This is a genomic window from Photobacterium sp. GB-72 (genome assembly GCF_003026095.1).
In the GTDB taxonomy this organism is placed as follows: Bacteria; Pseudomonadota; Gammaproteobacteria; order Enterobacterales; family Vibrionaceae; genus Photobacterium.
Genome location: NZ_PYNV01000001.1, coordinates 197,565 through 218,354, shown reverse-complemented (window position 1 = coordinate 218,354; position 20,790 = coordinate 197,565). Strand labels below are relative to the sequence as shown.

At 40.2% G+C, this 20,790-nt stretch carries 17 protein-coding genes and 1 pseudogene; 14 read left to right on the top strand and 4 right to left on the bottom strand.

The features are described from left to right. Nucleotides 1–50 precede the first annotated feature (50 nt). From cmoM to C9J40_RS00950, 10 genes are all read left to right on the top strand, one after another. Complete coding sequence (gene cmoM / locus C9J40_RS00995; protein ID WP_107205761.1) at nt 51–884, top strand: tRNA uridine 5-oxyacetic acid(34) methyltransferase CmoM; 834 nt, start codon at nt 51–53, stop codon at nt 882–884. Then, on the top strand, nt 881–2,203 hold the full coding sequence (gene mukF, locus C9J40_RS00990) for a chromosome partition protein MukF (RefSeq protein ID WP_107245429.1): 1,323 nt from the start codon (nt 881–883) through the stop codon (nt 2,201–2,203). The genes cmoM and mukF overlap by 4 nt, the downstream gene beginning before the upstream one ends. Further along, the gene (gene mukE, locus C9J40_RS00985; RefSeq protein WP_005367158.1) at nt 2,184–2,927 is read left to right on the top strand and encodes a chromosome partition protein MukE; all 744 of its coding nucleotides are present in this window, start codon (nt 2,184–2,186) and stop codon (nt 2,925–2,927) included. Before mukF ends, mukE begins: the two co-directional genes overlap by 20 nt. Beyond that, complete coding sequence (gene mukB / locus C9J40_RS00980) at nt 2,927–7,390, top strand: chromosome partition protein MukB (RefSeq protein ID WP_107245427.1); 4,464 nt, start codon at nt 2,927–2,929, stop codon at nt 7,388–7,390. The genes mukE and mukB overlap by 1 nt, the downstream gene beginning before the upstream one ends. A 231-nt stretch (nt 7,391–7,621) precedes the next feature. Further along, entirely contained in the window at nt 7,622–7,792 is a 171-nt protein-coding gene (locus tag C9J40_RS00975; protein WP_107245426.1) for a periplasmic nitrate reductase, NapE protein, read from the top strand. A gap of 38 nt (nt 7,793–7,830) precedes the next feature. Beyond that, on the top strand, nt 7,831–9,015 hold the full coding sequence (gene torC / locus C9J40_RS00970) for a pentaheme c-type cytochrome TorC (RefSeq protein WP_107205765.1): 1,185 nt from the start codon (nt 7,831–7,833) through the stop codon (nt 9,013–9,015). A gap of 72 nt (nt 9,016–9,087) precedes the next feature. After that, nucleotides 9,088–11,568 (top strand): trimethylamine-N-oxide reductase TorA, encoded by a 2,481-nt coding sequence (torA, locus tag C9J40_RS00965; RefSeq protein WP_107205766.1) that lies wholly within the window; start codon nt 9,088–9,090, stop codon nt 11,566–11,568. Between the two features lie 133 nt (nt 11,569–11,701). Continuing rightward, a complete protein-coding gene (locus C9J40_RS00960) occupies nt 11,702–12,154 on the top strand; it encodes a group II truncated hemoglobin (protein ID WP_107245424.1) in 453 nt (150 codons plus the stop codon). Nucleotides 12,155–12,289: 135 nt separating this feature from the next. Beyond that, entirely contained in the window at nt 12,290–13,072 is a 783-nt protein-coding gene (locus tag C9J40_RS00955; RefSeq protein WP_107205768.1) for a TSUP family transporter, read from the top strand. 276 nt (nt 13,073–13,348) lie between these two features. Next, nucleotides 13,349–14,734, top strand: a complete 1,386-nt coding sequence (locus C9J40_RS00950) for a sensor domain-containing diguanylate cyclase (protein WP_107245423.1) — start codon at nt 13,349–13,351, stop codon at nt 14,732–14,734. 27 nt (nt 14,735–14,761) lie between these two features. On the opposite strand, the gene C9J40_RS00945 is transcribed toward C9J40_RS00950, so the two are convergent. Continuing rightward, the gene (locus C9J40_RS00945) at nt 14,762–15,610 is read right to left on the bottom strand and encodes a LysR family transcriptional regulator (RefSeq protein ID WP_107245421.1); all 849 of its coding nucleotides are present in this window, start codon (nt 15,608–15,610) and stop codon (nt 14,762–14,764) included. Between the two features lie 359 nt (nt 15,611–15,969). Between C9J40_RS00945 and C9J40_RS00940 the strand changes: the two genes are divergently transcribed. After that, a complete protein-coding gene (locus tag C9J40_RS00940; protein WP_146144952.1) occupies nt 15,970–16,632 on the top strand; it encodes a hypothetical protein in 663 nt (220 codons plus the stop codon). Nucleotides 16,633–17,123: 491 nt separating this feature from the next. Next, a complete protein-coding gene (locus C9J40_RS00935) occupies nt 17,124–17,771 on the top strand; it encodes a hypothetical protein (RefSeq protein ID WP_107205772.1) in 648 nt (215 codons plus the stop codon). A 112-nt stretch (nt 17,772–17,883) separates the two neighbouring features. Here C9J40_RS00935 and C9J40_RS00930 read toward each other — a convergent pair. Beyond that, nucleotides 17,884–18,420, bottom strand: a pseudogene (locus C9J40_RS00930) (peptidase T); the annotation flags it as partial. A gap of 132 nt (nt 18,421–18,552) precedes the next feature. Here C9J40_RS00930 and C9J40_RS00925 point away from each other — a divergent pair. Together C9J40_RS00925 and C9J40_RS00920 are read left to right on the top strand one after the other, a co-directional pair. Then, entirely contained in the window at nt 18,553–18,918 is a 366-nt protein-coding gene (locus tag C9J40_RS00925) for a hypothetical protein (protein ID WP_107205773.1), read from the top strand. A 270-nt stretch (nt 18,919–19,188) separates the two neighbouring features. Next, nucleotides 19,189–19,653: a DUF2846 domain-containing protein gene (locus C9J40_RS00920; protein ID WP_107245697.1), complete on the top strand. Its 465-nt coding sequence runs from the start codon at nt 19,189–19,191 to the stop codon at nt 19,651–19,653. A gap of 125 nt (nt 19,654–19,778) precedes the next feature. Here the strand turns inward: C9J40_RS00920 and C9J40_RS00915 are convergent, their stop codons facing one another. Next, on the bottom strand, nt 19,779–20,276 hold the full coding sequence (locus C9J40_RS00915) for a hypothetical protein (protein ID WP_107205774.1): 498 nt from the start codon (nt 20,274–20,276) through the stop codon (nt 19,779–19,781). Between the two features lie 14 nt (nt 20,277–20,290). Continuing rightward, nucleotides 20,291–20,788 carry a copper chaperone PCu(A)C gene (locus tag C9J40_RS00910; protein WP_107205775.1) on the bottom strand — a complete coding sequence of 166 codons (498 nt, stop codon included), beginning with the start codon at nt 20,786–20,788 and terminating at the stop codon, nt 20,291–20,293. Nucleotides 20,789–20,790: the final 2 nt, after the last annotated feature.

Here is a 20,790-nt window from a genome sequence, read left to right as displayed (position 1 = left end):
GTGAGAAAATGAGTCACTTTTTAGATTCGCTATCATAACGTAAAGCAGCCGTGATCAAAGACCGAAATTTTGATGATTTAGCGCAAAAGTTCGCTGAAAACATATATGGCACAGCAAAAGGGCAAATACGACAAACTGTCGTATGGCAAGATATTGAACAAATTCTTACCTCGCTTAGCAGTGTATCACCTCTTACTGTATTAGATGCAGGGGGAGGTATTGGACAATTGTCACAAAAAATTGCATCACTTGGACATCAAGTAACGTTATGTGATCTTTCTAGCGAAATGTTGACATTAGCTCAACAAGAAATTGCTAAAAACGGTTTGCTTGAGCAATATCGTTTTGTGCATTGTCCTGTGCAGGAAATTGATGAGTTCATATCTGAACCTGTCGATTTAATTTTATTTCATGCAGTAATGGAATGGTTAGCTGAACCAATCGAGGTACTTACTGGTCTATTAGACAATGTGAAACCAGGCGGTGCCATTTCCGTGATGTTTTATAACTATAACGGTCTACTGTTTAAAAACTTAATTTGCGGTAACTTGACTCATATTGAGCAAGGAATGCCACATCGCAAGCGCTTTAAATTACAGCCGCAGCAAGGGATAAAACCAGAAGATGTTTATCAGTGCCTAACCGATGCAGGGTTTGAAATCATGGGTAAAACAGGGGTGAGAACCTTCCATGATTATATGCAAACTTTCCGTGTAGGTGACTACAGTTTTGAACAGGTTCTTGAGATGGAGCAGAAGCTTTGCCGTCAAGAGCCGTTTTTGTCGTTGGGGCGTTATATTCATGTGTATGCCCGTAAGCCTTTTGCGAAAGAAACGCACACAACAACGACAAACTCTAATAACAGCAATAAGGACAAGGGATGAGTGAAGTTACCCAGACGGTTCCCGAGTTGGTTAACTGGGTAAAGCAAAACGATTTTGCTTTAAACCTACCAACGGAACGGCTGGCGTTCTTGTTAGCCATTGCCGTTTTAAGCGGTGATCGCTTTGATGAAGAATTAGGGGAAGGAGAACTGGTTGACGCATTTCGCATCGTAAGTGATATGTTCGGCCAATCCAAAGAAACCCTGGCATTTCGCGCCAACAACGCCATTAATGAATTGGTAAGACAGCGATTAATTTCACGCTTTACTAGTGAAGTAACTGATGGCGCTAGTATTTATCGTTTAAGCCCATTAGCGTTAGGCATTACTGATTATTACGTTCGCCAACGAGAGTTTTCAACACTCAAGCTATCTATCCAGTTAGCAATGGTGGCAGACGAAATCAATAAAGCAGCAACGGCGGCACAAGAAGACGGTGATGAAAAACACTGGCGTCAAAATGTTCATGCCGTATTGAAATACTCAGTAGCTGAAATATTCGATCGCATCGATTTAAACCAGCGCACCATGGATGAGCAACAGCAGCAAGTCAAAGTCGATATTGCTGAATTGCTAAACCAAGACTGGCGCGCGGCAATCAGTAGTTGTGAGCAGTTACTTGATGAAACGTCTGCGACGTTAAAAGAGCTTCAAGACACACTACAAGCGGCAGGCGATCAGCTACAAACGCAGTTACTGACGATTCAAGAATCCACACAAGGTCGTGATGATTTAGATTATGTTGATGGGATGGTGTATATCCTACAAGCAAAACTGGATCGCATTATCAGTTGGGGTCAGCAAGCGATTGATTTATGGATTGGCTACGATCGCCATGTCCATAAGTTTATTCGTACCGCGATAGACATGGACAAGAACCGTGCATTTAGTCAGCGTTTACGCCAGTCGGTTACTGATTATTTTGATGCGCCATGGTTATTGACCTATGCAGATGCTGAACGTTTATTAGACATGCGTGATGAAGCATTAGTGCTTCGTGACGATGAAGTAACAGGTATTGTTCCCGCTGAGATGGAATTTGAAGAGCTCGACTTAGTTAATGATATATTGGCAGAAAAAGTTGCAGCAATGCTAAAAGCGCACAAATCGACAGGCGCACCCATCAACCTAAGCTCACTGCTCAAAGATTATTTGGCTCAACACCCATTTGCCCAGCATTTTGATTTGGCAAGAATCGTGATTGATCAAGCAGTAAGAATGGGATACTCAGAGGCTGACTTCAATGCAATTCAGCCGGATTGGGAAGCAATTAACGAATACGGAGCCAAGGTACAAGCTCATGTCATTGACAAATATTGAAGAATTCATGCCGGAAAATTTAGCAAAAGCGATTGCTAATCCACTTTTCCCCGCACTGGATAACGCGCTCCGTTCAGGTCGCCATATTTCTAGTGAAGATTTAGATAACCATGCCTTTTTGATCGAATTTGAACAAGAACTCGGCATGTTTTACAAGCGTTACAATGCAGAATTAGTCCGTGCGCCAGAAGGCTTTTTATACCTTCGTCCACGTTCAACCTCATTGATTGGTCGTTCTGTATTATCAGAAATCGACATGCTGGTGGGTAAAGTGTTGTGTTTCCTTTACCTAAGCCCAGAGCGTTTAGCGCACGAAGGTATTTTTACTAACCAAGAGTTGTTTGATGAGTTAGTGACATTAGCAGATGAACAAAAGCTAATGAAATTAGTGACTAACCGCGCAACAGGTTCCGATCTTGATCGTGAAAAACTGTTCGATAAAGTGAAAACATCATTGCGTCGTTTACGCCGTATAGGGATGTTAATTCCAATTGGTGATCACGGTAAATTCCGTATTAGTGAAGCGGTATTCCGTTTTGGTGCCGATGTACGAACAGGTGATGATATGCGTGAAGCGCAGCTACGCTTGATCCGTGACGGTGAAGCCGTTGTGCATCATCAAGAACCAAGCCAATCAAGTTTGCTCGACGATATCGAACAAGACAGTCAAGAATCACTTGAAAATGCAGATGCACAACAAGTGGAACAGGAGAGTAGTATTTAATGGAACGCGGTAAGTATCAATCGCTCACCATGGTCAACTGGAACGGCTTCTTTGCACGTACCTTTGACATTGATAATTTGGTGACAACGCTTTCAGGTGGTAACGGTGCGGGTAAGTCAACAACCATGGCTGCTTTCATTACCACACTCATTCCTGATCAAAGCCTGCTTCACTTCCGAAATACAACGGAAGCGGGAAGTTCAAATGCCTCACGCGATAAAGGTCTTCACGGTAAACTGAAGCCGGGTGCCTGTTATGCTGCGCTTGATGTGGTTAACTCGAAAAAGCAACGCATTATCTTTGCTGTAAAATTACAGCAAGTCGCGGGTCGTGATAAGAAAGTTGATATTAAGCCTTTCTTAATTCAAGGCTTGCCTTCAAACATCAAACCCACTGATGTGTTAATTGAAACACTATCAGAAAACCAAGCGCGTGTTCGCCAGCTTAATGATGTTAAAGACATTGTTGCACAATATGAAGGCGTGCAATTTAAAGCATTTAACTCGGTAACTGATTACCACGTTCAAATGTTTGAAATGGGCGTGTTACCGAAGAAATTACGTAACAGCCAAGATCGTTCTAAGTTCTACCGCTTAATTGAAGCATCACTATACGGTGGTATTTCAAGTGCGATCACACGTTCATTACGTGATTACCTATTACCGCACAACACCGGTGTTAAAAAAGCCTTCCAAGATATGGAAGCAGCACTGCGTGAAAACCGTTCGACATTAGAAGCGATCAAACTGACTCAGCGTGACCGTGACTTGTTTAAGCATTTGATCTCTGAAGCAACGAACTATGTTGCTGCCGATTATATGCGTCATGCTAACGAGCGTCAGAAGAAGCTAGAGCAAACATTAAGCTTACGTGGTGAGCTAATGGGCTCACGTCAAACCTTAATCGATCAGCAGTCTACGTTTAATAACATGACCGCAGAGCTGAATGAATTGACCGAGCAAGAAGGCGCGTTAGAGCAAGATCATCAAGCTGCATCAGATCACCTACAGCTAGTACAAACCGCAGTCCGTCAAGCTGAGAAAATCGAGCGTTACAAAGAAGATCTTGAAGAGCTAACAGAGCGTCTTGAAGAGCAGGTCATGGTGGTTGAAGAAGCGGCAGAGCAACTTGCGATTGCCGAAGAACAATCACAGCTAACGGAAGAAGAAGTTGATAGCTTAAAAACCCAGTTAGCCGATTACCAGCAAGCATTAGATATGCAGCAAACCCGTGCATTGCAGTACCAACAAGCGGTACAGGCATTAGAAAAAGCACGTGATTTGTCTGGCGATCATCAAATGCTACCTGATCAAGCGCCACCGTATCTTGCGCAACTTAAACAACAGCAAGATACCCAAACAACAGCATTATTAGCCCTTAAACACAAACTGGATATGTCGTCAGCGGCGGCGCAACAGTTTGATAAAGGCTTAGCGATCATTACCACCATTGCCGGTGCCGTTGATCGCGCAAACGCAAGTAACAAAGCCCGTGAATTGATTGATCATGGTCGTCAACTACGTGCGATTTCAGATCGTGGTGAGCAGCTAAAAGCGCAATACCGTGATTTAGAGCGTAGCGTGCGTAGTCAACGCCAAGCGGTTGAATTAGCTGAAACGTATACCAAGAAATTCGCCACCACATTAGATAGCGAATTAGCGTTAGTTGAAGAACAAGCGCGCCATGAAGCAACGCTTGAAAGCCTAGAGCAAGATCAAGCAACGCTGGTTGAGCAACGCAACGACATGCGCCATGACGAGCAACGTTTAGTCTCTCGTATCGCGACATTAGAATCGCAAGCTCCAACATGGATTGCAGCTTCTGATGCGCTTGAAAAATTAGCAGAGCAAGCCAATGCTGATCTTTCAAGTAGCCAAGCGGTGATGGATGCAATGCAGCTAACGTTGGATAACGAGCGTGAAGCTTCGCGTCAACGTGATGAATTAGCCGCACGTAAGAAGCAACTTGATGCTGATATTGAGCGTTTAGCACAGCCTGGCGGTAGTGATGACTCACGTTTACGTGGCCTAGCCGATACCCTTGGCGGTACGCTGTTATCTGAAGTTTATGATGATATCACTATTGATGATGCACCATATTTCAGTGCGATGTACGGCCCTGCTCGACACGCGATTATTGTTCCTGATCTTAGCGGCATTAAAGAAAAATTAGTCACACTAGATGATTGTCCAGATGATCTTTACATCATCGAAGGTGACGCGGATTCATTTGATGACAGTGGCTTTGATGTTGATGAACTCGAAGATGCAGTATGTGTTCATTTAAACGATCGCCAACTGCGTTACTCACGTTTCCCTGAAATGCCACTATTTGGTCGTGCAGCACGTGAACAACGTTTAGAGTTCTTACGTGATGAGAAAGATCAAGTTGTAGAAGATCACGCAAAAGCATCGTTTGATTCGCAAAAACTTCAGCGTTTGTACCAAAGCTTCAATAGCTTTGTAGCCACCCACATGTCTGTGGCATTTAACCCAGATCCAGAAGTAGAATTAAAGCAAGCACGTGATCAACGTAACCAAATTGCACGTCAGTTATCAGAATCACAAGCGCAAGAACAACAACAGCGTAGCCAGTTAGCGGCAGCACGTGAAGGTCTTGCATTATTGGGTAAATTAAACCCAGTAGTAACACTGCTTGAAGATGACACCCTAAGCGCACGTTTTGAAGAAGTTGAACAACAACTTTCACAAATGGATGAAGCACGTAACTACCTTGACCGTCATGGTAAAGCGTTAGCCGAGCTTGAAACATTAGTGTCTTCGCTGGACGCTGATCCCGAGCAATTCGATGCGCTACAAGCTGATTACGAAGCGGCAGATAAGAAGCTACAAGAGCTCAAAACCCTGATCTTTGCGGTTGCTGATTTGGCCGAACGCCGTCACTACTTTAGCTATGCCGATGCGGTAGAGCTACTAAGCAAGAGCTCAGAGTTAAACGAGCAGCTTAAAGCGAAACTTGCAACCGCAGAACAAGCCCGTGGTCGCAGCCGTGAAAGCTTAAAACAAGCGCGCGCACAAGCAAACCAGTACAACCAGCTAATGGCATCATTGAAGAGCTCGCACCAAGCGAAAATGGAAACCGTTCAAGAATTTGAACGTGAACTGCAAGAGCTAGGTGTACGTGCAGATGTTGAAGCAGAAGAACGCGCGCGTATTCGTCGTGATGAACTCAATGAGCGTTTACACAGTTCACGTAGTCGCCGTAGCCAGTTAGAAAAATCAACCACCTCTATCGAACTTGAAATGAAGTCGTTAGTGAAGCGTTTACGTAAAGTAGGTAAAGATTACCAAGACTTCCGTAAGTTAGTGGTTAACGCGAAAGCGGGTTGGTGCGCGGTATTACGTTTAGCACGTGAAAGCGATGTTGAACGTCGTTTACACCGTCGTGAAATGGCATATATGTCGGCAGATGAACTACGTTCACTATCGGATAAAGCGCTCGGTTCACTGCGTCTTGCGGTTGCGGATAACGAAGATTTACGTGATGCATTACGCGCGTCAGAAGATGTGACGCGTCCTGAACGTAAAGTTCTGTTCTACATCGCGGTTTACCAGCATCTACGTGAGCGTATTCGTCACGATATTATTCGTACTGACGATCCAGTAGAAGCTATCGAAGAAATGGAAGCAGAGCTGGGACGTTTAACCGAAGAGCTAACGGCGCGTGAACAACGTTTAGCGATCAGTTCAGATTCCGTTGCGAATATTATTCGTAAAACAATCCAGCGTGAGCAAAACCGTATTCGTATGCTAAACCAAGGCTTGCAAAGTATTGGCTTTGGTCAGGTAAATGGTGTGCGCCTAAACGTTAAAGTACGTGATACGCACGAATCATTACTTGCAGGACTTGTTGAGAATAAAGATCAGCATAGCGATCTATTCGGTAATAACCGTTTATCATTCTCGGAAGCGATTGCGAAGTTGTTCCAACGTTTGAATCCACATATCGATATGGGTCAACGTTCACCGCAAATCTTGGGTGAAGAGCTGTTAGATTACCGTAATTACCTAGAGTTAAGCATTGAAGTTAACCGTGGTACAGACGGCTGGCTACAAGCGGAATCAGGCGCGCTATCTACGGGTGAAGCGATTGGTACAGGTCAAGCAATTCTGTTAATGGTTGTTCAGAGCTGGGAAGAAGAATCGCGACGTTTACGTGGTAAAGATATCATTCCTTGTCGACTCTTGTTCTTGGATGAAGCGGCACGACTTGATGGTAAATCAATCGCAACATTGTTTGAGTTATGTGAACGCTTAGACATGCAGTTACTGATTGCGGCACCGGAAAATATCAGTCCTGAAAAGGGGACAACCTACAAACTAGTACGTAAGATTTTCAAAGATCGTGAACACGTACACGTGGTAGGTTTACGTGGCTTTGGTAATACAACGAAACATGAAAAACCAATCCAAACAGTCTTAGATATCGACACGATAGACTAACTTTTCGTTAAATATCGCAAAAAAGGTCAGCAGAAGTGCTGGCCTTTTTTTATATCTAAAACAAAAGGTTAGATAAAAAATAAGGTTGTAAAAGATAAGAAAAAAATGTGATCGAATTGGCTTTTTAACAAGCTTGAAAATTAAATGTAAAAGCATTGTCTATAATTCACTTTAAGCACTGGAAAAGCCTATTAAGAATAATAAGGCTTACTAATAAGTGAGAGAGCAATAATGTTAAGTGAAGAAATGGATGATCAAGAGAGAGGCCGTTATGAATGGCGAACATTTCTCTTTATCATTGTTTTACTGTTTCCTATTTTATCTGTCATTTTTGTGGGCGGGTATGGTTTTTTTATTTGGGCGATGCAAGTGTTTTTCCTTGGGCCTCCGGGTCATGGTTAGGCACACGTCAATATTGAATAAAAAACGGTAGGTAAATAATGAAGTCGTCCTTAAAAAAAGCTTGGGTAACCCTGTGGCGCCCAGCAACAAAAATAAGCCTTGGCGTACTCGCATTAGGTGGTTTTATCGCGGGGGTTATATTTTGGGGGGGATTTAATACTGCCCTTGATATGACCAACACAGAAAAATTTTGTATCAGTTGTCATTCGATGAGAGACACCGTATATCCTGAATTAAAAGGCACCGTTCATTGGTCGAATAATTCAGGGGTTAGGGCAACCTGTCCTGATTGCCATGTTCCGCATAATTGGTCGGATAAAATCGCTCGAAAAATGCAGGCGAGTAAAGAAGTCTTTGGCGCCATTGTTGGCTCCATTGATACACCTGCAAAGTTTGAGGCAAAAAGGCTGGAATTAGCCCAACACGAATGGAAACGGTTTGCAGCGAACGGTTCGCTAGAATGTAAGAGTTGCCACAGTTATGCCAGCATGAAATGGGATGAAATGTCACCTCGGGCGCAGGCACAAATGAAACAAGCTGCGGTTAAAGATCAAAGTTGTATAGACTGCCACAAAGGTATAGCCCATCACTTACCAGCGGATATGGCCTCGTCTGGTGGGATTGTCTCTGAATTGACTGCGGCATCACATAGTACCGATTACTCAGACGGTGATACCTACTACAGCGTGCAATTTTTGCCTCTTTATGAAGATGAAGCCAAAACGAAAGACGGGGGTTCTTTAGAGCCTGCATCGGCAGTGAAAGTGTTGGCCATTAAAGACGACATGCTGCAAATTGAACTGAACGGTTGGCGAAAAGTAAAAGGTTTTGGTCGGGTGATTAATCAAGATTTCGGAATGAATATACCGACAGCCGCCTTAAGTAAAAATGCTGCGCAAAGTGCGGATATTGTAAAAGGTTTCGAGAAAAAAGAAGATGACGTCACAGGCCTAGAATGGCAACAAGTAACCGCAACATTATGGGTTGAGAAAAAGAACTTTGTTAGTGATGTCAGTACTATTTGGAGTGCCGCAAAATCGGCCTACAACACCAACTGTAGCGTATGTCATACCCAGCCAGCAGAAAACCATTTTGACGCAAATACTTGGCCTGGCATGTTTAACGGTATGCTTGCATTTGTGAATTTTGATACAGATAGCGAAGCTATTGTTTTGAAATATTTACAAAACCATTCGTCAGACTTTTCTAAAGCTGAACATTAATCAAACTAAAGGTTGCTAAACATACATTATGTTCAGCAGCCTTTTTACGTTTTAATCGTGAGGAATTTTTTTATGTCACTGAGTAGACGTAAATTTTTGCAAGGCTTAGCAACTACGAGTGCCGCTTCTGTTATTGGTCCTGGATTGCTGATGCAAGCGGCTAAAGCTGCTGAAGAAGTCACAAAATCAACAGAGCCGCCCGGTATTTGGAAAGTGACAGGTTCACACTGGGGAGCATTCAGAGCGCGTATTTATAACGGTCAAGTTGCAGAAATTAAACCCTTTGAATTAGATAAGCATCCAACTGATATGCTAAACGGGATTAAAGGGTTAATTTATAGTCCTTCAAGAATTCGTTATCCCATGGTGCGGTTAGACTGGCTTAAGAAAAACAAATACAGTGGTGAAACACGAGGTAACAATCGCTTTATTCGAGTAACGTGGGATGAAGCGTTAGATCTCTTCTACCAAGAATTACAACGTATCCAAAAAGATTATGGTCCTTGGGCACTGCATGCGGGGCAAACAGGCTGGCGTGAAACCGGACAGTTCCAAAGCTGTACCTCACACATGCAACGTGCGGTGGGGATGCATGGTAACTTCATTAAAAAAGTGGGGGATTATTCCACAGGGGCAGGACAAGTTATTTTGCCTTACGTGTTAGGTTCAACTGAGGTTTATGCCCAAGCAACCACATGGACAACCATTTTAAAAGATACCAAAACCTTAATTTGGTGGTCTAACGATCCGATCAAAAATAGCCAGATTGGTTGGCAGTGTGAAACGCACGGCTCTTATGGTTATTACGCCCAATTAAAAGACAAAGTCGCGAAGGGCGAGATCACCATGATATCCGTCGATCCTGTGGTGTCGAAAAGCCAAAAATATTTCGGTTGTGAACACCAATACGTGAACCCCCAAACCGATGTTCCTTTCATGTTAGGTATTGCCCATACCTTATACAAAGAGAACCTTTACGATAAACAATTTTTAGAAACGTATACCTTAGGGTTTAACGAATTTTTGCCGTACTTACTTGGTACCGGCAAAGATAAAATCGAGAAAACCCCAGAATGGGCAGAAAAAATTTGTGGTGTTAAAGCCGACGACATTCGTAAATTTGCTCGTCGATTAGTGAAAGATCGCACCATGATAATGTTTGGCTGGGCAGTACAGCGCCAGCAACATGGTGAACAGCCGTATTGGATGGGAGCCGTGTTGGCATCCATGCTTGGGCAAATAGGCTTACCCGGTGGTGGGGTGTCTTATTCTCATTTCTATAGTGGTGTTGGGCTGCCATTTAGTACCGCAGCAGGGCCAGGTGGTTTTCCACGAAATGTCGATGAAGGGCAAGTGCCAGTTTGGAATAACAATGATTTCAAAGGTTATAGTTCAGTTATTCCTGTTGCTCGTTGGATTGATTCGATTATGGAACCGGGGAAAAAGATCAAATTTAACGGCGGTAACGTCGTATTACCCGATATTAAAATGATGGTGTTTAGTGGCTGTAATCCATGGAATCACCATCAACAACGTAACCGAATGAAAGAAGCGTTTAGAAAGCTACAAACCGTCGTCAATATTGATTACACATGGACGCCAACGTGTCGTTTCTCTGATATCGTATTACCGGCATGTACGCAGTTTGAACGTAATGATCTCGACCAATACGGCACGTATTCTACCTCTGGTGTATTGGCGATGCATAAATTGATTGATCCCTTATACCAATCAAAAACAGATTTTCAGATCTTCACCGAACTCACCGAACGATTTGGGAAAAGTAAGCAATATACTCGCGGCATGACAGAAATGCAGTGGATACATCAGCTGTATAATGATTGTCGTGAGGCAAACAAAAATAGTAACCCAATGCCAGAATTTAACGAATTTTGGAAAAATGGCATCGTCGAATTTAAAACCGACCAAACCTACGTAAGCCACGAAGCGTTCAGAAAAGATCCTGAAATCAATTCACTGGGTACACCGTCAGGGTTCATTGAAATTTATAGTCGAAAAATAGCGCGCTATAACTATGAACATTGCCAAGGCCACCCAATGTGGTTTGAAAAAGAAGAGCGTTCACATGGTGGGCCGAAATCGAAGCAATTTCCATTTTGGCTGCAATCTTGCCATCCCAATAAACGTTTACACTCACAAATGTGTGATTCGGAAAAATACCGTAATACCTATGCAGTAAAAGATCATGAGCCCGTTTATATTAATCCCGATGATGCTAAGAAAAAAGGCATTAAAGACGGTGATATTGTTCGAGTCTTTAATGATCGCGGGCAATTATTAGCAGGGGCGGTATTATCGGAAGATTACCCAACAGGCGTAATAAGAATTTACGAAGGGGCATGGTTTGGGCCGTTGAATAACGACATTGGTGCGATTGATACTTATGGCGATCCTAATACCGTTACCATTGATATTCCAACCTCACAGTTAGCGCAAGCAACCAGTGCCAATACCGTTGTTGTTGATATTGAAAAATTCACTGGCGAAGTGCCACCTGTGACGTCATTCAGTGGGCCTATTTATGTGACTTAAGGCTTAATAACAGCAGCAGTAAATCAACCATTGCTGTGACATCAAGCAAACAATAAAGAGCCAGTAACAGGGCTCTTTATTTTTTTTAGATATAATAAAATAAATAAAAGCAGTAAAAGACAGTGAGTCGAGATTGGATAGTTCAGAATACCCAGAGCAAGATGAGTTTTCAGGTGTAAAGAAAGCCAAAGCGCCCGTATATGGGGTGGGAGACAGCACCTTACAAGCGGCGGGAGGTGAGCAAGGTGTAAAACAATTAGTGGATGCCTTTTATCACTATATGGATACCTTGCCCGTTGCTGCTACAGTACGTGCTATGCATCACCCTGATTTAACGGAATCTAAAGCGAAACTCACCACATTTTTAGTCGGCTGGATGGGTGGCCCTTCTCGTTACGCAGAAATGTATGGTTCGATCAATATACCGGGCGCACACCGTCATTTAGATATTGGTTTAGCAGAAAAAGATGCATGGCTATTGTGTATGCAAAAAGCGTTAGACGATCAGCCTTATGAAGAAACCTTCAAACGCTACGTCATGGTACAGCTTTCCTTCCCCGCCGAAATGTGTCGTAACAGAAAGTAATCGCTAAGCAATCATTTTCTATATCGGCAACCTATTCCAAGCTGGAATAGGTTGTCGTCTTGTTTTTCTCTATTGTATTTTTATTCATAACGTTAATATCACGATATTAAAGAATAACTTACAATGTGAGTTGCAATGGAATTAACGTTAGAGATCTTCGTACTACTGTTTTTTGTCGCAGGATTAGCCGGCTTTATTGATGCCATTGCTGGTGGCGGTGGGTTATTAACCGTTCCTGCCTTATTGTCGGTGGGTATTCCGCCAGCACAAGTACTTGCTACCAATAAATTACAAAGCTCATTTGGTAGCTTTTCAGCCTCACTGTATTTTGTCCGTAATGGATTAGTGAAACTTAAAGACATGCGCCTAGCTATAGCCTGTACCTTTACAGGCTCAGCGATTGGCGCGTTGTTGGTTCAACATATTGATGCAGGTACATTAACCAGTCTTATTCCTCTTTTATTAATATTTGTATCACTGTATTTTCTTTTTAGCCCTAATATCGGTAAACCGCAGGGCGATCCAAAACTATCAGAAGCGATGTTTGCTTTTGCTGTGGGTACATCCATAGGTTTTTATGATGGTTTCTTTGGCCCAGGAACCGGCTCTTTATTTACCATTTGTTTCGTTGCGATTGCCAAGTTTGGCTTAGTTGAGGCAACAGCAAGAACCAAAATATTAAACTTCACTTCTAATATCGCTGCGCTTATCTTTTTTATTATCGCGGGGCTACCTCTTTGGAAACTGGGTTTAATTATGGCAGCTGGTGGTTTTATTGGTGCGCGATTAGGAGCGCACATTGTGATTAATAAAGGACAAAAGTTTATTCGTCCAATGGTTATTATCATGTCGATGATTATGGCGATTAAGTTGCTTTGGGATCAACACCCACAATGGTTTCAATTTATTGGTTTCTAAAATTAGTAAATAAAATGCATGCCACACTATACATATATTTAGCGTGGCATATGTGCTACATAAAAGAAGAGATAAGAAAAATGATAGGAATAACAAATAAAAAAAGGCTAAATCATAATAAATAAATATTTTACTCTTTAAGATTCTAAATAAATCCTAGCGTTGTAAGAAATTGTTTTGTTTTTTGCACATAAGATATTAATTTCATTCGAAATGAAGTATATTTGTGCGATTAAGCGATTGATATTTCAACTCTAATGCTGGCAGCGATTCATTATGGATAACAAATTTAAAGTGAGAATAACGCATTCTAGCTTTGCTATATTATTTTCTTTATTATTACTGTTAATTGTTATCGAGTTGTTCTTTTTTAATAACAAAAAGAAACATGATTTATTGATCAACAAAGATACTGCAAATATCAGTCAGACCATTACAACCAAAATTAATGAACAAATTAATAGTATGGTTGTTAGCCTTAAAGCATTAAGTTATTCATTAAATATTCAAAATAGTAAAAATACGAAAGCATTTGATGTAATAGCTAAAAAAGTAATGGCTGATAACGATGTTATTTCAGAACTTCAATATGCGCCTTTAGGTATTATTACCGACATTTATCCTAACCAGACAAAAAATACCGCGATAGGGCACGATCTTAACCATATTAAAGAGCGCAAAAAAGGCGTATTACTTTCCATTGAAAACCGAAGTGTGAGCCTAATTGGCCCCGTTAAGCTTATTCAAAACGATAAACTGGCGTTTATTCTACGCTTACCCTTATTTAATGAAAAAAAAGAGTTTACAGGGTTTGTAAATGCGATCAGTTACCTTGATACATTTCGAGAAAAACTCGCGCTAAATAATAGCTATTATAAAATCCTTGGCTTTAACCCAGATGGCCATCGATTAACTATTTTTAATAACATAGAAAAGAGTTGCGAAAAAACCGATAGCTCATTTACCGTCAAAGTGCCGAATGGTGAGTGGTTGTTCGTTATTCAAAACCAACAAAAAAACTACCAAGACAACAGTCTCTATTTAAGGTGCTTGCTTTATTTTCTCTCTTGCTTGATCTGCATTTATGTCTATAAGCGCGAGATGTACCTGAAACGGAGCCAGAACTCTATCCTTGATATGAATATGATGCTGCAAAAAGCGTCATATACCGATGAGTTAACACATCTACCCAACAGGCGCTTGTTAAATGAAAAACTAGACGCTATTTCAACATTAACCAACAACCAAACCTACAGTATTGCGATATTCGATATCGATAACTTTAAACAGGTTAATGATACTTATGGGCATGATGTTGGTGATGATGTACTGGTTGCGTTTGCCAACATTTGTTTATCGAACTTACGTTCCACCGATATCATTGCGCGTTGGGGCGGTGAAGAGTTTGTGTTGTTAATGGAAAATACCGACAGTCATCATGGCCAAGAAATTTGTACGCGGATTCTTCACACCTTGTCACAGCATCGTATTACCTCTGGTGATACTCACTTTTCAGTGACATCGTCTGTCGGGTTATGTGAATTCACCTCCCCAGATTTTACAATAACCAGTGTGATGAAGTGTATTGATGAAGCGTTATATGTATCTAAAAAAACAGGTAAAAACAAAGTCACGCTAGGGCAGTTAAGCGCGAATAAATAGCGTTTTTACTCGCGGGATAGCGATCAGTTATATTGTTTTTGGGATCACAACATCAGTGATAGTCTTAACCAGTTTTTTGACCCTAGGTAGCTTGTAACTATTTTGACGATAAATCAGATTAATAGGGCGGGTTAAGCCAGATAACGCTTCAAAATCAAAACAGAACGTATCTTCAATCTGTAGTGTGTTCACAATCGACAGGGGCACAAGTGCTGGCGCCATACCTGCCAAGGCTAACTGTGCTGCGGCAGTGTAAGAATCCATCTCCATTAATGGTGCAATCCCGACTTTTTGCAATATTGCTGCTTGAGAATAATTGGCTGGGTTTTTTAAATCATTCACCACTAACGCTTTCGGTAATGCCGTTAAGGGTTGGTTAAATACCACCTTAAAAGGCTCATCGATTAAATGCTCGGCAATAAAACTATAGTTTGCAGGTAGATGTCCCGCACAAAAGCCAATTGAAGCCTTACCAGATTGCACGTTTTCGACAATCACAGGGGTATGGTGAGTGGTAATTGAAATGTATTTATCGTGCTGGAAATATTGCCCCATCGCTTGTGATAAATAACCCGCGACTAAGGTTTCAGAGCAATCAATCGTAATAATGCTTTGATCGTCTAAATTCTGATGTTCAAAAATCAGCCCTCGAATTTCATTAAAACTCGGCCCTACATTGTTAATCAGCGCATGGGCGTCAGGGGTTAGCTTAATTAATCGCCCCGCAGGAATGATCAGCTTAGTGCCCAATGTTGCCTCTAACTTGGCTATCCGTTTGCTCACTGCGGATTGGCTGATATACAAACGACTACCCGTACGGCTCATGGTGCCTTCTTCCGCTAACACTAATAAGGTTTCAATACCTTCGAGTAACATAGTTCATTCCATTGATGAAAGAGAGGAATTAATCATACGTGATTATAGGAGAGGAGGCGAGGTGCTTACTTATTGCTGCTAACTTACTAGCTAATTCATAATTGTTCCATTATAAGTTAGGCCTAATACTCTTCATATAGTATTAACATAAATTAAGATAAATTTTATAATTCCTCTAACCTCTCTATTTTAAATTTAATAAAATTTTTAGTCTTTAGACTTTATAGTAAGAAAATGTATCTGGTACCGTGATTTATATACGTAACCGAGTATAGTTACTCAAACTAAACTTACACAACAGAACTCCTGTTTATGTTGTTATAACTTTCCTGATAGAGTAAATGAGAGCAATAGAGTGCGTGAAGAAAGGATATAGTTATCAACAGTATCTTTCTGTTTCTACTGACACAAAAATAAAACAAGAAGTTGACTACAATAACTTAACTTCTCGCTTTATAAATTTGCAAGAAAACACAGCAAAAGCAGTTGAAAAAAAAGCATCTTCAAAAGCAGAGCGTATAAAAAACCACCAAAATGCGATAAGAATAAAAGAAGAAAAGTTACGCAAAGATAATGAAAATAAACAGCTAAAAGATTCATTGATACTAGAAAAAATAAGAACACAACAACCTTCTATTAATCGATTTGACTATGTTATTAATGACAATGATTACAAGCGGGGAAATAAAATTGAAAATGAATATAAAAAGCTTTACACGTTAACAGTACTTAAAGCTTTTAATTGCCAATGCGCTAATTGTTTTGATATGTACAATGGTTATGAGTTAGATCATTTTATATTTAGTAAAAACGAGGGTGGTAATTTTGTAATGAGAACTAATGATGGATATCTGGTCAATAATGCCATTATATTGTGTATAAAATGTAATAGAGCAAAGCAGGATAAAAAATTTACTGAGTTTTTAAAAATTGATGCGATAGCTAGAATACACAATATAAATAAGGTAATTTCAGAAATTATTAATCAAGAAAGAAAAATGGATAAATACTTTATAAATTAAACCTTGTAACCAAAAATCTTCACTGCACATAAAATATAAATTTGAAATACTTAAAAGAAAAACTAATAAATAAGGATGTTTTTTGCACAGCCAATTTAAAGTACTCAACAAAAGGAATATCCCTCATAGTTATTTCTAATATCTATTAGTCCAAATAGAGTTAAGTAATTAACACATTGCTGTCCATCTTCGATTCAGCGAGATCTGCGTTGACTCGGTTATGAACCAACGTATATGGAATCCCCGTATTTACAAAGTGATTTTGGATTAGTTTTGTTTATATAATTCTACGTCAATCAGGGTTATTTGAAATATTTCTTACTTTCTACATTTCAAATAAATACTTTGAAACAAAATGATGCGATCAAGTTCATGATATTTATGAGTTAAATTGATTATGATTGTGGGGCTTTAGGGGGAGTGTTTTGTTGATTTTATAGAGTTAAATTATTCACAGTGCATATGATTAAAATCACTAGGAAAGTATATTAATGAATTTTTCAGATATAAATGCAGAACTTAAAGAGCTTTTTTATCAAATGGCAGAAGCTTTGAATGAATCCTATATTCATCAGAGTAAAATGTATAAAAAATCTGCTGAAATGGGATGGTTTCCCTGTGATGTTATTGATTTTAGTTATGTAAACAGTGTACTTCAGGGGCAAAATGAATTAGATGAGTACATGTCAGAAGAGATTACTATAGAACTTGATTATATTGAGAAAAGCATTGTAAGAAATCATCCAAATAGAAGCCATATTATAAATAATGCGTTTAATTTATTCAGGGGTGGAAACTATATCGCTTGTATTCCGTTATTATTAACTCAATCTGACGGTATATTATTTGAAAAAATTAATAAATATCTTTATACAAAAAAAGACCAAAGGCATAGAGTTATTAAGACATTAATTGAAGAAAAACCAGAATTAGGATTTGCCTTAGCACCACTTCTTGCGGACACTCAGTTTCAAAAGACAATCGATAACTCTACCGCTGAAGATAAGGGAATTGCCCCAAATAGAAATGGAATATTACATGGTGATTCAAGGCATTTAGATTATGGTACCAAGTTGAATGCGCTTAAATGTATATCTTTGCTTTCTTATGTATCCTCAGTATCTAGCGATGTTATTTAGCTCATATCTGTCCAAAAATAAGCTCACTCTATCTTCAATAAAAAACCGATCATTCGATCGGTTTTTTTATTAATCAGAGTCTACTAAACGGCGTAGCAATAAGTTTATTAGCTTATTTACTGTATCGCTCGCAGGTGATTTTGATTATCTCGGTTACAACAGAACTCGCCGCTTGTAGCGACTTAACCGGCAGATACTCATAAATAGAATGGAAGTTATGTGCCCCTGTGAAAAGGTTAGGGCAAGGTAAGCCTTTTTGTGACAACACTGCGCCATCATAGCCGCCTCGCATTGGGATCGCGTTCATCGCTATGTTATTGCGTGTGTATGCTTCTTTGGCTATATCGATAGGGAATCTCGCTTCACCTTCTAAGCTATTTGCGACATTCTTGTAGCGGTTATCTAATTGAATCGAGATGGTTGATTCACCCCACAATGTGGCACAGTTATCGGCAAGGTTTTGTAAAAATGCCATGCGATCGCGATAGCCCTGTTGGCTGAAATCACGAATATCAAGCTTCAGTACTGTTTTAGCACTGTTGCCTGTCATTTCTTTTACCCAGTAATAACCTTCGCGCCCTTCGGTATATTGTGGTGCTTCACCTGCTGGCAACATGCTGATGAATTGATGCGCCATAAATAATGAATTTAGATATTCATCGAATAACATTGTGTATCTCGTTTCATAGCAAGGTGTTACGTTGCAAGTAAAAAAAGACCTATATAGTATTTTCACCATCATATTGATCGGATGAATAACTGACAACGTTAGGAGTTTTACATGTCAGAGATGCAAGAAGAAGTGGTGATTAATCCAACCATGACAGAAAAAGATAAAGCTGCAAAAACAAACGCATTAATTGCCTATGGCTTGATGCTAGTTGGTTTGTTAACAGGTTTTTTGACTATTATTGGTATAATTTGGGCGATGGTAAAAAAAGGTGATGCGCAAGGGACTATCTTTGCTGATCACTATAGCAATATCATTACAACATTTTGGTGGTTTTTTGGCTTATCCATTCTTGGTGTTTTGTTAATTGCTTTCTTTGTCGGTTATTTATTGCTTTTTGCTGTGTGGATTTGGTTTATCTTCCGCATGGTGAAAGGCTTAGCGAAACTGACTTCAAACAAAGGCTATAACGGCTAACGTTCATGCTTCGTTGCGTGATAAACACATAAAAACCGATCTGATGATCGGTTTTTTATGGTCTTTTTTTACCTTCATAGATAACAAATGTCTATTTACTCATATTTTAACTAGCGTTTTATTGCTCGGTATCAGATACAAAAATAGATAATGCCAAATGTAAAAATTTGCTATTAAGTTCATGTTAATTAAGCACTAGCTTGAGTAACATTTAATCAGTAACAAGGCTGTTTATTTATTTTTGTCATGGATTTGTTGGTGATAGGTTTTATGAAATATAAATTATTAGTTAGTGCGGCACTATTAGGTTTATCTGGCTGTGCATCTGTTCCGACTGTTGATACAGCGGTGTCTAATGAAGCGAAAAAGTTTACTGCGCCACAAGAAGGTAAAGCGGGTATCTATATTTATCGTGAGGACTCTATTGTCGGCGGAGCATTAAAAAAATATGTTTATGTAGATAAAGAATGTGTCGGTGAAACGGCACCTGGTGTCTTTTTCTACCATGAAGTAAAAGCGGGTGAAGAACACGTAGTCAGTACTGAATCTGAATTTTCTGAAAACCATATAACGTTATTTACTGAAGCGGGTAGAAACTATTTCATTAATCAATTTATTAAAATTGGCGCGTTTGTTGGCGGTGCTGGTATTGAATTAGTCGATGAAGAAGCGGGTAAAGCGGAAGTAATGAAAGTGAAAATGGCGAAAACTGCGGATTGTCCTGATCTCACTTAAAGTACGATCTAATATTTTAGATACAAAAAACCGATCTGATGATCGGTTTTTATCTTCAGTGCAAAAAAAATGCCCTGTACTTGAATAATCAAGAAACAGGGCATTGATATTGATTATGGCTGTAGTTAGTTACTAATCACTTGTCGTGTTGTTACTAAGCAAAAGTTCGAGAACTGCTCGGTAAGAAACGCTTGTTTGCCTTTGATTTTTTTGCTCTTTAGCACATAGGTATGTTCATTCAGTTTCCCTTCGAAATCCCATTTGCTAAAAGCTTCATGGCGAGCGTCTGCACAAGACGTTTGCAAAATATAACTTTCAGTGACTGAAGTGTCACATCCACCTTCGATATTTTTCACACCATGAAAAGTCACATGGCTTTGACGATCACGATAAGTGGTTACCGCCAGTGCATTGAAAAGGTGCACATCATCAGACTTACTCACGTAAGGCAGCATTCGATGAGGATTATCTTTTAACGAGACTGTTGCCAAATCCCTTAGCTCAGAAGAGCAGGGGATAGCTTGGCTCTCAAGAATACTGTCCATTGATGTTTTCGCTTGAGCGATATTAAACAAGCTGGGTAACGCGAGTAGCGAACCTAGCACACAAGCAAATAACTTCATATTTATACTCCGAATCAATACTTGGTCATCGGCATAACAGTGAGTTGCACGTCAAACTTTTCACCGTTGTCAGCAACTAAAGTCACTTTGATTTCTTGGCCTGGCTTTAAAGCTTCTTTAACACCCATAAACATTAGGTGGTAATCTTTTGGTTTTAGCTCAATAGAACCATTTGCAGGGATCTCAAGAGCATCAACTTTACGCATCGCCATCTGACTATCACGCATAAACATACGATGGAACTCTGTGTGTTTTGCGATAGATGAGTTTGCCTCTACAAGGCGGATAGGCTCATCGGTATCGTTGGTGATCTTCATATAACCTGCGCTAACCTTTACCCCTGGAATAGTGGCTTTAGCACGAGCATTTTCAATCGTAAGGACGTCATTAACGGTTTGTACTTGATGGTATGTCTTCGTGTCAGCCACTGCAGTGTCATGAGCACTGTGGTCGTGTGCAGAAGCTTGGAATGCAACCAGTGCCAACGCGATCGATAATACGGTCTTTTTCATTA

Coding starts and splice junctions, on each gene's coding strand:
- mukF (WP_107245429.1), top strand. CDS start 881: ATGAGTGAAGTTACCCAGACGGTTCCCGAGTTGGTTAACTGGGTAAAG.
- C9J40_RS00975 (WP_107245426.1), top strand. CDS start 7,622: ATGTTAAGTGAAGAAATGGATGATCAAGAGAGAGGCCGTTATGAATGG.
- C9J40_RS00945 (WP_107245421.1), bottom strand. CDS start 15,610: ATGTTACTCGAAGGTATTGAAACCTTATTAGTGTTAGCGGAAGAAGGC.
- mukB (WP_107245427.1), top strand. CDS start 2,927: ATGGAACGCGGTAAGTATCAATCGCTCACCATGGTCAACTGGAACGGC.
- mukE (WP_005367158.1), top strand. CDS start 2,184: ATGTCATTGACAAATATTGAAGAATTCATGCCGGAAAATTTAGCAAAA.
- C9J40_RS00935 (WP_107205772.1), top strand. CDS start 17,124: ATGAATTTTTCAGATATAAATGCAGAACTTAAAGAGCTTTTTTATCAA.
- C9J40_RS00955 (WP_107205768.1), top strand. CDS start 12,290: ATGGAATTAACGTTAGAGATCTTCGTACTACTGTTTTTTGTCGCAGGA.
- C9J40_RS00950 (WP_107245423.1), top strand. CDS start 13,349: ATGGATAACAAATTTAAAGTGAGAATAACGCATTCTAGCTTTGCTATA.
- C9J40_RS00915 (WP_107205774.1), bottom strand. CDS start 20,276: ATGAAGTTATTTGCTTGTGTGCTAGGTTCGCTACTCGCGTTACCCAGC.
- torA (WP_107205766.1), top strand. CDS start 9,088: ATGTCACTGAGTAGACGTAAATTTTTGCAAGGCTTAGCAACTACGAGT.
- torC (WP_107205765.1), top strand. CDS start 7,831: ATGAAGTCGTCCTTAAAAAAAGCTTGGGTAACCCTGTGGCGCCCAGCA.
- C9J40_RS00925 (WP_107205773.1), top strand. CDS start 18,553: ATGTCAGAGATGCAAGAAGAAGTGGTGATTAATCCAACCATGACAGAA.
- C9J40_RS00910 (WP_107205775.1), bottom strand. CDS start 20,788: ATGAAAAAGACCGTATTATCGATCGCGTTGGCACTGGTTGCATTCCAA.
- C9J40_RS00920 (WP_107245697.1), top strand. CDS start 19,189: ATGAAATATAAATTATTAGTTAGTGCGGCACTATTAGGTTTATCTGGC.